At 73.3% G+C, this 13,201-nt stretch carries 10 protein-coding genes; 7 read left to right on the forward strand and 3 right to left on the reverse strand.

Annotated features, from left to right (window positions below; genetic code table 11):
- Window positions 1-13 precede the first annotated feature (13 nt).
- A complete protein-coding gene (rpmB, locus tag BUE41_RS19290) occupies window positions 14-238 on the reverse strand; it encodes a 50S ribosomal protein L28 (RefSeq protein ID WP_073458543.1) in 225 nt (74 codons plus the stop codon).
- Between the two features lie 139 nt (window positions 239-377).
- On the opposite strand from rpmB, the gene BUE41_RS19295 reads away from it, so the two are divergent.
- Window positions 378-1,394 carry an SAM-dependent methyltransferase gene (locus BUE41_RS19295; RefSeq protein ID WP_073458544.1) on the forward strand — a complete coding sequence of 339 codons (1,017 nt, stop codon included), beginning with the start codon at window positions 378-380 and terminating at the stop codon, window positions 1,392-1,394.
- A gap of 35 nt (window positions 1,395-1,429) precedes the next feature.
- The gene (locus BUE41_RS19300; RefSeq protein ID WP_073458641.1) at window positions 1,430-2,443 is read left to right on the forward strand and encodes a tryptophan--tRNA ligase; all 1,014 of its coding nucleotides are present in this window, start codon (window positions 1,430-1,432) and stop codon (window positions 2,441-2,443) included.
- A 13-nt stretch (window positions 2,444-2,456) separates the two neighbouring features.
- On the opposite strand, the gene BUE41_RS19305 is transcribed toward BUE41_RS19300, so the two are convergent.
- On the reverse strand, window positions 2,457-3,560 hold the full coding sequence (locus BUE41_RS19305; protein ID WP_073458545.1) for a methyltransferase: 1,104 nt from the start codon (window positions 3,558-3,560) through the stop codon (window positions 2,457-2,459).
- A gap of 157 nt (window positions 3,561-3,717) precedes the next feature.
- Here BUE41_RS19305 and BUE41_RS19310 point away from each other — a divergent pair, with 157 nt between their 5' ends.
- A complete protein-coding gene (locus BUE41_RS19310) occupies window positions 3,718-5,340 on the forward strand; it encodes a DAK2 domain-containing protein (RefSeq protein WP_073458643.1) in 1,623 nt (540 codons plus the stop codon).
- On the forward strand, window positions 5,340-7,529 hold the full coding sequence (recG, locus tag BUE41_RS19315) for an ATP-dependent DNA helicase RecG (RefSeq protein WP_143172247.1): 2,190 nt from the start codon (window positions 5,340-5,342) through the stop codon (window positions 7,527-7,529). The genes BUE41_RS19310 and recG overlap by 1 nt, the downstream gene beginning before the upstream one ends.
- An 85-nt stretch (window positions 7,530-7,614) precedes the next feature.
- On the opposite strand, the gene BUE41_RS19320 is transcribed toward recG, so the two are convergent.
- Entirely contained in the window at window positions 7,615-8,439 is an 825-nt protein-coding gene (locus tag BUE41_RS19320) for a hypothetical protein (RefSeq protein WP_143172248.1), read from the reverse strand.
- Window positions 8,440-8,752: 313 nt separating this feature from the next.
- On the opposite strand from BUE41_RS19320, the gene BUE41_RS19325 reads away from it, so the two are divergent.
- The 3 genes from BUE41_RS19325 to coaD are packed head-to-tail and all read left to right on the forward strand — an operon-like array spanning window position 8,753 to window position 13,171.
- Window positions 8,753-12,130 carry a pyruvate carboxylase gene (locus BUE41_RS19325; RefSeq protein WP_073458644.1) on the forward strand — a complete coding sequence of 1,126 codons (3,378 nt, stop codon included), beginning with the start codon at window positions 8,753-8,755 and terminating at the stop codon, window positions 12,128-12,130.
- Window positions 12,127-12,678 carry a 16S rRNA (guanine(966)-N(2))-methyltransferase RsmD gene (rsmD, locus tag BUE41_RS19330; protein ID WP_073458547.1) on the forward strand — a complete coding sequence of 184 codons (552 nt, stop codon included), beginning with the start codon at window positions 12,127-12,129 and terminating at the stop codon, window positions 12,676-12,678. Before BUE41_RS19325 ends, rsmD begins: the two co-directional genes overlap by 4 nt.
- 10 nt (window positions 12,679-12,688) lie before the next feature.
- Complete coding sequence (gene coaD, locus BUE41_RS19335) at window positions 12,689-13,171, forward strand: pantetheine-phosphate adenylyltransferase (protein ID WP_073458548.1); 483 nt, start codon at window positions 12,689-12,691, stop codon at window positions 13,169-13,171.
- Window positions 13,172-13,201 lie beyond the last annotated feature (30 nt).

Below are 13,201 nucleotides of genomic sequence, written 5' to 3' on the forward strand. Positions count from 1 at the left end.
GGGAAGTCGAAGATCAGACTGCGGCGGCCCGCTGCACCCGACCGGACTTGATGCACGTCGTGCAGACGTTGATCTTGCGGGTGTTGCCGCCCTGGGCGACGCGCATCGACTGGATGTTCGGGTTGAAGCGCCGCGAGGTCTTCGCCTTGATGCGCCGCTTCAGCGCACCCTTGCCGAGCCGGGCGTTGCGCTTGCCGAAGCCTGGCGACTTGTCGCAGATCTCGCAGACTGCGGCCATGATCGTGAATCCTCTCCGTACCGGCTGAAAGGGCGCGTACCAGCGGTCAAGTCTACAGACCCGCTCCGGCGCACCCGCGTCGAGGGCGGTGCGGCCCTCGGCCCACCACCCGGTCCGCAGCCGATGCTAGCGTCCGCCGGTGTCCGTCTCCGCGCCCGGGTCCGTTCTGTGTTCGGCATCGGAGGAGAACCTCGCGACGGCGGGACACGAGCTGCGCAGCGTCTTCGGCCGCGGGATCGGTATCGAACGGCTGGGTCCCGACGCGTTCGTGTGCACCGGCCCGCCGATCGAGGAGATCGCGGCGGCCGCGAACTCGGGCCGGATCGCGTTCGTGCAGCACCTCGCGGTCGAGCGGGTGCGGCTGCCGGTCGGGAGCGGGCTCGCCGACGTCGTCGCGGCCGCCGTCGAGCTGGCCGGTGGGCAGGCCGATCTCGCCGTGCAGGCATGGGCGAGCGGCGCACCCCGGGCCGGCTACGGCGCCGGGGACGTCTACACGGGAGTCCGCGACGCGCTCGCCGAGCACGGCACGACCGTCGCCCGGGCCGGCCGCGAGCACGTGCTGTCGGTGTGCACGACCGAGCGCGGCGTCGTGCTCGGCCTCAACCGCACCGGCGTCGCACTGAGCGACTGGCCCGGCGGACGGGTGCGGCTGGCGAAGGGGCCCGGGCACGTCTCGCGCGCGGAGTTCAAGCTGGAGGAGCTGTTCATGCTCCTGCCGCTGGAGCTGCCGCGCAGCGGCAACGCCGTCGATCTCGGCGCCGCCCCCGGCGGCTGGACGCGGATCGTGCGGTTGCGCGGGCCGCAGGTGTGGGCCGTCGACCCGGGCGACATGGACCCGCGGGTGCTGGCCGATCCCGGCGTGCACCACGTCCGCACCACGGCGGGGGAGTTCTTCCGCGCGACCGACCTGGAGTTCGACCTCGTCGTCAACGACATGCGGATGGATCCGCTGCTGTCGTGCGAGGTGATGCTGGAGGCCGCGCAGCGGCTGCGGCGGGGCGCCCCGGCGGTCATGACGCTCAAGACGGGCACCCGCCGCCCGCTGCAGACGCTGCAGCGCTGCCGGGAGAAGCTCGCCGCCGCGTACGAGGTCGTGTTCGCCCGTCAGCTGCACCACAACCGCCACGAGCTGACGGTGGTGCTGAGAAGACGGTGACGAAGGCGGTGACCCGCCGCGATACCGTGGGGTCCGTGACGCAACGCAAGGTCTCGCTGACCGGCATCAAGCCCACCGGCGAACCGCATCTCGGCAACCTGATCGGTGCGATCCGCCCGGCGCTGCAGCTGGCCGACACGTACGAGGCGATGTACTTCATCGCCGACTACCACGCGCTCACGACGGTCCGCAGCGCCGACGAGATGCGCCACTACTCGCGGTCGGTGGCGGCCACGTGGATCGCGGCCGGCCTGGACACCGACCGGATCACGATGTACCGCCAGTCCGACGTCCCCGAGACGTTCGAGCTGGCCTGGGTGCTGTCCTGCGTCACGGGCAAGGGCCTGATGAACCGCGCCCACGCGTACAAGGCGATCCGTGACCGCAACGCCGCCGCCGGGATCGAGGACCTCGACGCGGGCGTCAACATGGGTCTGTACAACTACCCGATCCTCATGGCGGCCGACATCCTGCTGATGGACACCGACGTGGTGCCCGTCGGCAAGGACCAGTCGCAGCACGTCGAGTACGCCGCGGACATCGCGAAGTCGTTCAACGCGCTGTTCGGCGAGACGTTCACGCTCAAGGTTCCCGAGCTGGTGCTGCCCGCGGCCGACGCCGGCAAGACCCTGCCCGGCACCGACGGCCGCAAGATGAGCAAGAGCTACGACAACACCATCCCGCTGTTCGCGCCGTCGGCGCAGCTGAAGAAGATCGTCCGGCGGATCGCGACCGACTCCACGCCGGTCGAGGAGCCGAAGGACCCGGACAGCTCGTCGGTGTTCCTCATCCTCGAGCAGTTCGCCGCGCCCGACGTCGTCGCGGACGTGCGCGAGCGGCTCAAGGCGGGCGGGATGGGCTGGGGCGAGCTGAAGAACATCCTGTTCGAGACCCTCGACACCCAGATGGCGCCGCTGCGTGAGCGCTACGAGGAGCTGATGCGGCCCGACAGCGACCTGGACGAGCGGCTCGCCGAGGGCGGGGTCAAGGCCCGGGCCCGGGCCCGCGAGGTGCTCAGCGGCGTGCGCGCCGCGGTCGGGGTCGACTGACGACTCCCGGGGTTCATCGCCTGCGCAGGACGTAGATGCGCGGGTGGTGGCCCTTGTTGAACACCCTCTGCTCGCTGACCGGCTGCCACAGGTCCGCCGCGGCGGCCACGCACCGGCCCATGATCTTGATCTCGTGGGTGAGCACGACGAGCCGGGCCCCCGGCGCGGCGACGTCGTGCGCGCGGCGCAGCAGCAGGGTGTGCAGCTCCTCGTTGTGAGCGTGATCACCGATCTTGTCGCCCCACGGCGGATCGGACAGCAGCACGTCGAACGGGCCGGCGGCGGCCCAGTCGTCGTCGGCGATGTCCGAGGTGTAAAGCGTCGCGCGGCCGGTGAGGCCCGCCCCGGCGAGGTTCTCGCGGGCCGCAGCGATCGCGTCCGCGGCCAGGTCGACGCCCACCGCGCAGCGGGCGCGCGCGGCGAGCAGTCGCTCCACGAGGATCGTGCCGGAGCCGCACATCAGGGCGGCCACGCGGTCGTCGGGGCGGGGCTTCGACAGCCGCACCATCGCCGCCGCCACGGTGGCGTTCGCGGCGGCCACGTAGCCGGCGCGGCGCCAGGCCCGCGCCGAGAGCGGCCGGTTGCCCAGCCGCACCAGCACGTCCCAGCCGGCCCCGGAGCGGCGGAACCGCAGCAGCGTCGTGCCCTCCTCGGGATCGTGGCGCATGCGGGTGGCCGCGGCGAGCTGCTCCGCGATCCGCCGGTACACCGCGGAGTCGCGCCCGGCGGCGTCGATGCGGAACGAGTGCGACACCGCCCGCGAGTCCGCGGTCGCCGCCTCCCGCACCGTCGCCACGAGCTGCGGGAACAGGCTGCCGTCCAGGAACGACGCCGGCCGCGGTACATCGGCGTGCAGCACGAGGAACGGCGCCACCACGGTGCGCAGCGCCATGAGCGTGTGCAGCGGCCCGGCGACCGTCGCCGCCACCGCGTCCTCGCGCACCCTGGTCACCGGCTTGTCGCCGACGACCGAGCGCAGCTCGTCGCGGACGACGTCCTCCAGGCCGGGCAGGAAGGAGAACTCGACCCGGCGGCCGGTCTTCTCCTTGGCCTTCTTGCGCGGCGGGGCGCCGCTGCGGCGGGCCGGACGGGTGCTGGGCCGGGTGCCGCGTGCCACGGGGTGCCTTCCGATCGGGGGTTCAGGGTGCCTGTCGGTCTCGAGTGTCCCAGCGGGGCAGCGGCCGGGAGGGCAGCGGGCCGGCAGGAAGGCAGCTCCTGCAGCCCGGCTCGACCGGTCCGCAGCCCGTGTGCGCCTGACCGGTTACCCTCCGCGCGTGGTCCCCGCTCACGAACCGGTCCTCGACGCGGCCCTGTTCGTCCGGTGGGTGGCCGCGGCCGCCGAGGGCCTGGAGCGGCACTGCGCCGAGATCGACCGCATCAACGTCTTCCCGGTCGCGGACGGCGACACGGGCTCGAACATGCTGCTCACGATGCGGTCAGCGGTGGCCGAGGCGGAGCCGCGCGACCGGCGCGCTCCCGATCTCGCCGCGGCGGTGGCGAAGGGGGCGCTGGTCGGGGCGCGCGGCAACTCCGGGGTGCTGCTGTCGCAGGTGCTGCGCGGGGTGGCCGACGCCGTCGCTCGCGGGGGTGACCTGGGGGACGCACTGGCCGCGGCGGCGACCGCGGCCCGCTCGGCGGTGTCCCGGCCGAGGCCGGGCACGATGCTGACCGTCCTGGACGAGGCCGCCGCCGCGGCTGCGGGCAAGGAGCTGGCCGACGCCGCCACCGCCGCCGCGGACGCCGCCGAGCGCGCGGTGCGCGAGACCACCGCGCAGCTGCCGGAACTGGCCAGGGCCGGGGTGGTGGACGCCGGTGGGCTCGGTCTCTACGTGGTGCTGGACGCGCTGGCGGGGCTGGTGACCGGCCGCGCCCCGACGGAGACGGTGCCGCTGCCCGCGACCACCGGCCGCCCGCCGCTGCGCAGCCGCGAGGCGCTGGTGGGGGAGCGGGAGGGCGGATCGACCGACTTCGAGTACGAGGTCATGTACCTGCTCGACGGGGTGAGCAGCAGGGCCGCCGACGCGCTGCGCGACGAGCTGGACCAGCTGGGCGACTCGGTCGCGGTCGTCGGCGACGGCTCCGGCACCTGGAACGTGCACGTCCACTGCTCCGACATCGGCGCGGTGATCGAGGCGGGGCTCGCGGTCGGGCGGCCGCGGCGGATCACGGTCGTCCGGTTCGCCGACACCCCGGCCCCGGGTGCGGCGCCGGAGCCCGCCGGGGCGCGGTTCGTGAAGGCCCGGGCCGTGCTCATGGTCGTGACCGGCTCGGAGATCGCGCAGCTGGCCCGCGAGGCGGGCGCGGACGTGCTGGAGCGCGGGCCGGACGAGCCCGTGGAGCCGGCGGCGCTGGCCGCGGCGATCGCCGGCACCCGCGCCCGGCACGTGGTGCTGCTGCCCGGCGAGTCCGAGCTCACCGCCGTCGCGGAGCGGGCCGCGGGGATGGCCCGGCGGGCCGGGCAGGACGTGGTCGTGGTGCCGACGTCGTCGGTGCTGCAGGCGCTGTCGGCGCTGGCTGTGCACGATCCGCACCGCCGCGCGGGCGACGACGTCGTGGCGATGGCGGAGGCGGCCGCCGGCACCCGCACGGCGGCGCTCATGGTGGCCGAGTCGGAGGCGCTCACCTGGGTGGGCCGCTGCGAGCCCGGCGACGTGCTCGGCATCGCTGACGGCGAGGTGGTGCTCATCGCTCCCGACCTGGCCGTCGGTGCCCTGTGGTTGGCTCATCGCATGCTGACCGCGGGCGGGGAGATCGTCACGGCGCTCCTGGGCGCCGGGGTCGACGATTCGCTGGGTGAGGGGCTGGCAGCGGATCTGCGGCGCACCCACCCCGAGGTCGACGTGGTGGTGCACCGCGGGGGGCAGACCGACTATCCGCTGGTGCTGGGGGTGGAGTAGTGCCGCGGTTCGATCGCGTCGATCTCGACACCCCGCTGAAGGGGCTGCTGGGCGGCACGGCGGCCCAGCTGCTGGAGAAGGAGCTGAACATCCGCACCGTCGGCGAGCTGCTGCGGCACTACCCGCGCCGCTACGTCGACCGCGGGCGGCTCACCGACATCGCCGGGTTCGAGATCGGCGAGCACGTCACGGTCGTCGCACAGGTCGTGCGGGCCGAGGAGCGCCGGATGAAGACGCGCGCCGGGAGCCTGCTGCAGGTCGTCGTCCGCGACGAGAAGGGCGCGACCCTGAACTGCACGTTCTTCCACCCGAGGAAGGTCGCACCGTTCGTGCGGCCCGGGGTGCGCGCGATGTTCTCCGGCAAGGTCGGCGTCTTCAGGAATCAGCTGCAGCTCACCCACCCCACGTTCGAGCTCATCGACGAGGAGGACGAGATCCGACCGTTCGTGTCGGTGTACCCGGCCACGGCGGGCATCACGTCGCAGCAGATCTGGCGGTGCGTGCGCCAGGTCCTCGACATGATCGACCTCGACGACGTCGCCGACCCGTTGCCGGAGGAGCTGCGCCGCCGCGAAGGACTCGCCGGCCTGGGCCGGGCGCTGCGGCGCATCCACCTGCCCGACACGGAGGCCGACCAGCACGCCGCCCGCGCCCGGCTGGTGTGGGACGAGGCGATGGGGGTGCAGCTCGCCCTCGCCCTGCGCCGCGAGGCCACCGCGCAGCGCCCGGCGCCGGCCTGCCCGCCGCGGCCCGACGGGATCGCGGCCGCGTTCGACGCTGCGCTGCCGTTCGAGCTGACCGAGGGCCAGATCCAGGTCGGCCAGGAGATCGCCGCAGACCTGGCCCGCGAGCACCCGATGAACCGGTTGGTGCAGGGCGACGTCGGCGCCGGGAAGACCATCGTCGCGCTGCGGGCGATGCTGCAGGTCGTCGACGCGGGCAAGCAGGCGGTGCTGCTCGCGCCCACCGAGGTGCTCGCCGCCCAGCACGCCCGCTCGCTGCGCACCATGCTCGGTCCGCTCGGGCAGGCCGGCGAGCTGGGCGCCGCCGAGAACGCCACGAAGATCGCGCTGCTCACCGGCTCGCTGGGCGCGAAGGCCAAGCGCGAGGCGCTGCTCGACGCGCAGTCCGGTGCGGCCGGCATCGTCGTCGGCACCCACGCGCTGATCGAGGACCGGGTGAAGTTCGCCGATCTCGGGCTGGTCGTCGTCGACGAGCAGCACCGCTTCGGCGTGGAGCAGCGCGACGCGCTGCGCTCCCGCGGCGAGCTCGCCCCGCACATGCTGGTCATGACGGCCACCCCGATCCCGCGCACGGTCGCGATGACGGTGTACGGCGACCTGGCGGTGTCCGCGCTGCACGGCCTGCCCGGCGGGCGCTCGCCGATCTCCACCACGGTGGTGCCGCTGGCGGAGAAGCCGGCCTGGTTCGACCGGGTGTGGGCGCGGGTGCGCGAGGAGGTCGAGGCAGGCCACCAGGCGTACGTGGTGTGCCCGCGGGTGGGGGAGTTCGCCGCCGAGGAGGACGAACCCGACGAGCCGCTCGAGGACGACGAGACCGAGGAGCGGCGCCGTCCCCCGCTGGCGGTGCTCGACGTCGGACCGAAGCTGGCCGAGGGGCCGCTGCAGGGCCTGCGGCTCGGCATCCTGCACGGCAAGCTGCCGCCCGACGAGAAGGACGCGGTGATGCGCGCCTTCGAACGCGGCGAGCTCGACGTGCTCGTCGCGACCACGGTGATCGAGGTCGGGGTCGACGTCCCCAACGCCACCGCGATGGTGATCCTCGACGCCGACCGGTTCGGCCTGTCCCAGCTGCACCAGCTGCGCGGCCGGGTGGGCCGCGGCTCGGCGCCGGGCGTGTGCCTACTGATCACCGACATGCCGGCGGGCACCACCGCCCGGGAGCGACTGGACGCGGTCGCCAGCACCACCGACGGTTTCGAACTGGCCCGGCTCGATCTGGAGCTGCGCCGCGAGGGCGATGTGCTCGGCTCGGTGCAGTCAGGGCGGCGCTCGGGCCTGCGGCTGCTGTCGCTGCTGCACCACGAGGAGATCATCGTGAAGGCGCAGCAGTACGCGATGGACCTCGTGGCGCAGGACCCGGGTCTGCGCCAGCACCCGCGGCTGCGGGCACTCGTCGCCGAGACGATCGGCGACGAGGAGCGCGCCGCCTACCTGGACAAGGTGTGAGTCAGGCGGTGTGAGTCAGGCGGTGTGAGTCAGGCGGTGTGAGTCAGGCGGTGTGAGTCAGGCGGTGTGAGTCAGGTGGTGTGACTCAGGCAGCGGGCAGACTGGTCCGCGCCGCTTCCTCGATCGCGATCTTCGCCGGCTGCGGCACGTGCACGACACCCGCCCTGTCGAGCTTCTCCAGCTCGGCGCGGGCCAGCGCGTAGGCGGCGTGGCGCTCGGGATCGCTGTCGGAGTCGCGCGCGGTGGTGAGCAGCTTGACGACGCGCTCGATGCTGCGCCGCTCGTCCGGGCTGAGCCCGGACAGCCGGATCCGCTCCGCCGCGTCACGGGCCGCCTGCCAGGCCCGCTCGGCCTTCTCCACGGCGCGGACGAACGCGTCCGCGTGCTGGCGCGGCGGGTACTGGTCGGTCTCCAGGGCCTGCGCCTCGGCGAACGCGTCGACGAACCGGGCGGTGCTGGGCACGCTCACGTCCGACAGCGCGGGCAGCCGCAGGACGGCGAGCGGGTCGCACTCATGGGCGGCGTAGGCGTCGCGCAGGGCGTGGAACCGGCTACGGGCCTGCGCCCACACCTGCTCGGGGCTCGGCGGGGGCGGTGCGGGCCGGGGTGGTGGCGGCGCGTACCCCTGGTGCGGGTGCCCGTACGGGTGGCCGTACTGACGTGCGTGGCGCAACGCCTGCTGGTGCGCGAACCGCTGGGCGCGGCGCTCCAGCCGCCGGCGGCGCCGCTGCGGCCCGGCCACGAGGTTGACGATGCCGATGCCGAGCAGCACGGGCACGATCGGCGTCATGAGCGCACCCACGGCGGCGATCCCGACCGCCACGGTCACCATCGCCGTGGTGCCCAGCGCGATCATCATGACCAGGGCGAAGACCAGCAAGGCCCCCGCCGGGGGGAACGAACGTCGCATGCGCGCCTCCTCTCGGAGCCGGCGACCGTCCGCGAAGGCCGCAGCGTGAGCCTGGTGTCGCACCCTTCCCTTGGTACCCCAGCCGGGCAGAGCTTGCAGGGGCCGATCGGGTGCACCGGCGCGGCCGAGATCGACCGGACGGATCATCCGGTGATCACCCGGTGGTGCGATCCCCAGCTCCGTTCGGGGCGGCCGCGGCCGGCGTGCGCCGATCGGACTGTCCGCTCTGCGATACGCGGTGATCGTCAGCACCGCGTCCGGCAGGTACGGTTCGCCCGCCGGTGAGATCCACCGGCGCGCGAGGAGGTTCTGCGTGTTCGAGAAGGTCCTGGTCGCCAACCGCGGCGAGATCGCGATCCGCGCGTTCCGTGCAGCGTACGAGCTGGGTATCGCCACCGTCGCGATCTACCCGTACGAGGACCGCAACTCCCTGCACCGGGCGAAGGCCGACGAGTCGTACCAGATCGGTGAGGTGGGTCACCCCGTCCGGGCATACCTGTCGGTCGACGAGGTGATCAAGGCCGCGCGCAAGGCCGGCGCCGACGCCGTGTACCCCGGCTACGGGTTCCTGTCGGAGAACCCCGACCTGGCCGAGGCGTGCGAGGAGGCGGGCATCACCTTCGTCGGTCCGCCGGCGTCGGTGCTGCACCTGACGGGCAACAAGGCGCGCGCGGTCGCCGCCGCCCGCGAGGCCGGGGTGGCGGTGCTGGCCTCGTCCGAGCCGTCGTCCGACGTCGCCACCCTGCTGGCCGCCGCCGACGAGATCGGCTTCCCGATCTTCGTGAAGGCCGTGGCGGGCGGCGGTGGCCGCGGCATGCGCCGCGTCGACGATCCCGCGCAGCTGCGTGAGGCGATCGAGGCGGCTATGCGGGAGGCCGAGTCGGCGTTCGGCGACCCGACGGTGTTCCTCGAGCAGGCCGTGGTCAACCCGCGGCACATCGAGGTCCAGATCCTCGCCGACGCGGTGGGCAACGTCGTGCACCTCTACGAGCGCGACTGCTCGGTGCAGCGGCGCCACCAGAAGGTCGTCGAGATCGCGCCCGCGCCGAACCTGGATCCCGAGCTGCGCGACCGGATCTGCGCCGACGCGGTCAAGTTCGCGAAGCACATCGGCTACGTCAACGCCGGAACCGTCGAGTTCCTCCTGGACGAGCGCGGCTCGTACCACTTCATCGAGATGAACCCGCGCATCCAGGTCGAGCACACGGTGACCGAGCAGGTCACCGATCGCGACCTGGTGATCGCGCAGCTGCGCATCGCGGCCGGCATGACCCTGCCGGAGCTGCGGCTGCGCCAGGAGGACGTCACGATCTCCGGTGCGGCGCTGCAGTGCCGGGTCACCACCGAGGACCCGGCGAACGGGTTCCGCCCCGACACCGGCGTGATCAGCACCTACCGCTCGCCGGGCGGGCCGGGTGTGCGGCTGGACGGCGGCACCACGCACACCGGCGCCGAGGTCAGCGCGCACTTCGACTCGTTGCTGGTGAAGCTGACCTGCTACGGCCACGACTTCGCCAACGCGGTGCGCCGCGCGCGGCGGGCGATCGCCGAGTTCCGCATCCGCGGCGTGGCCACGAACCTGCCGTTCCTCGCGGCGGTGCTCTCGGACCCGGACTTCGCGGCGGGCCGGATCACCACCTCGTTCATCGACGAACGCCCGCACCTGCTCACCGCGCGCCGGCCCGCCGACCGCGGTACCAAGCTGCTCACGTACCTGGCCGAGACCACCGTCAACAAGCCGAACGGGCCGCGGCCGCAGGTCGTCGAGCCGACCGACAAGCTGCCGGCGTTCGACGCCTCCGCGCAGCCGCCGGAGGGTTCGCGGCAGCTGCTGCGCAAGCTGGGACCGGAGGGCTTCGCGCGGTGGCTGCGCGAGCAGACCGCCGTCGCGGTCACCGACACCACCTTCCGCGACGCCCACCAGTCGCTGCTCGCCACTCGCGTGCGCACCCGCGACCTGGTCGCCGTCGCGCCCGCCGTCGCGCACACGGCGCCGCAGCTGCTGTCGCTGGAGTGCTGGGGCGGCGCCACCTACGACGTGGCGCTGAGGTTCCTCGCCGAGGACCCGTGGGAGCGGCTGGCCGCGATCTCCGCGGCCGTGCCGAACATCTGCACCCAGATGCTGCTGCGCGGCCGCAACACCGTCGGCTACACCCCGTACCCGACGGAGGTGACCGACGCGTTCGTCGAGGAGGCAGCGGCCACCGGGATGGACATCTTCCGCATCTTCGACGCGCTCAACGACGTGGCGCAGATGCGGCCCGCGATCGACGCGGTGCGCGCCACCGGCACGGCCGTCGCGGAGGTGGCGCTCTGCTACACCGGTGACCTGTCCGACCCGGGCGAGAAGCTCTACACGCTCGACTACTACCTGCGCCTGGCCGAGCAGATCGTCGAGGCGGGTGCGCACATCCTCGCGATCAAGGACATGGCCGGGCTCCTGCGCCCGCCGGCGGCGAAGAAGCTCGTCACCGCGCTGCGGGAGCGGTTCGACCTGCCGGTGCACCTGCACACCCACGACACCGCGGGCGGCCAGTTGGCCACCCTGCTCGCCGCGATCGACGCCGGGGTGGACGCCGTCGACGCCGCGGTCGCGTCGATGGCCGGCACGACGTCGCAGCCGTCGCTGAGCGCGCTGGTCGCCGCCACCGACCACACCGAGCGCGCCACCGGGCTCTCGCTGGCCGCGGTGGGCGACCTGGAGCCGTACTGGGAGGCGGTGCGCAAGGTCTACGCGCCGTTCGAGTCCGGGCTCGCCTCGCCCACCGGGCGCGTGTACCACCACGAGATCCCCGGCGGGCAGCTGTCGAACCTGCGCCAGCAGGCGATCGCGCTGGGGCTGGGCGACCGGTTCGAGCTCATCGAGGAGCTCTACGCCGCCGCCGACCGCATCCTCGGGCGGCTGGTCAAGGTCACGCCGTCGTCGAAGGTCGTGGGCGACCTGGCCCTGCACCTGGTGGGAGCCGGGGTGTCAGCGGAGGAGTTCGAGGCCGATCCGGGCAAGTTCGACGTGCCCGACTCGGTGATCGGGTTCCTGCGCGGCGAGCTGGGCGACCCGCCGGGCGGCTGGCCGGAGCCGTTCCGCACCCGCGCACTCGAGGGCAGGCCCCCGGCGAAGGGGACCACCCAGCTGACGATCGAGGACCGCCGCGGACTGCGCGACGACCGCCGCGCCACGCTGAACCGGCTGCTGTTCCCCGGCCCGGCCAAGGAGTACGCCGCCCACCTGGAGGCCTACGGCGACACCTCGGTGCTGTCCAGCAAGGACTTCTTCTACGGGCTGGACAAGGGGAAGGAGCACACGGTCACGCTGGAGCAGGGCGTCACGCTGCTCATCGGGTTGGAGGCGATCAGCGAGCCTGACGAGCGCGGCTACCGCACCGTGCTGGCGACGCTGAACGGGCAGCTGCGGCCGATCGCCGTGCGGGACACGTCGATCGAGTCCACGGTGAAGGCCACCGAGAAGGCCGAGCGCGGCAACCCTCGCCACATCGCCGCCCCGTTCGCGGGCGTGGTGACCCTGCAGGTCGCCGAGGGCGACCGGGTCGCGGCCGGCCAGACCGTCGCCACCATCGAGGCGATGAAGATGGAGGCCAGCATCACCGCCCAGCAGTCCGGCACGGTCCGCCGGCTGGCCATCGGCGAGGTGCAGCAGGTCGAGGGCGGCGACCTGCTGGTGGAGCTGGAGTGACCCGGATCATCGCCGGCATCGCGGGCGGACGTCGGCTGGCCGTGCCCCCGAAGGGCACCCGGCCGACGTCCGACCGCGTGCGCGAGGCGCTGTTCGCCTCGCTCGGCCACGACCCCGGGCTGGTCGGCGCCGCCGTGCTCGACCTGTGCGCCGGTACCGGCGCGCTGGGGCTGGAGGCGCTCTCCCGCGGCGCCGCCCACGCGCTGTTCGTCGAGTCCGACCGGCGCGCCGCGGCGGTGCTGCGGCGCAACGTGGCCGCGCTCGGGCTGGCGGGCGCCGAGATCGCCGTCGCCGACGCCGGGGCGCTGCTGCGCGCCCCGGCGCGGCGCACGTACGACATCGTGCTGGCCGATCCGCCCTACGACCTGCCATCGGCCGAGATCGCGGGTTGGCTCGCCGACGCCGCCGACCAGGGCTGGTTCGCCGAGGACGTCGTCGTGGTCGTGGAGCGCACCGTTCGCGACGGCGCGTTCCCGTGGCCGGAACCACTCCGCGCGCTGCGTGAGCGTCGTTACGGCGACACCGTTGTGCACGTCGCTGCCCGGTAGCCTCCCGCTCATGCGGCGCGCCGTCTGCCCCGGATCCTTCGACCCGCCGACGAACGGGCACATGGACATCATCGGGCGGGCCGCGGCCCTGTTCGACGAGGTCGTGGTCCTGGTGGCGGTGAACCCCAACAAGAAGGGCCTGTTCACCGTCGACGAGCGCATCGCGATGCTCGAGGAGATCACCAAGCCGTTCGGCAACGTGCGGGCCGACTCCTTCGAGGGACTGCTCGTCGACTACTGCCGCCGAGCAGGTGCCGACGCGATCGTCAAGGGCCTGCGCGGGCCCGGCGACTTCGAGTACGAGCTGCCGATGGCACAGATGAACCAGCACCTCATCGGCATCGAGACGCTGTTCATGGCCGCCGACCCGAAGGCCAGCTTCGTCGCCAGCTCGCTGGTGAAGGAGGTGGCGAAGCTCGGCGGCGACGTCACCGACCTGCTGCCACCGGCCGTGCACAGCCGCTTGATCCAGCGGCTCACCGAGCAGGGTTGACACGCGCTGCGGCTGCGAATGCCGGGGCAC

The sequence above is a fragment of the Pseudonocardia thermophila genome (assembly GCF_900142365.1).
Classification (GTDB): Bacteria; Actinomycetota; Actinomycetes; order Mycobacteriales; family Pseudonocardiaceae; genus Pseudonocardia; species Pseudonocardia thermophila.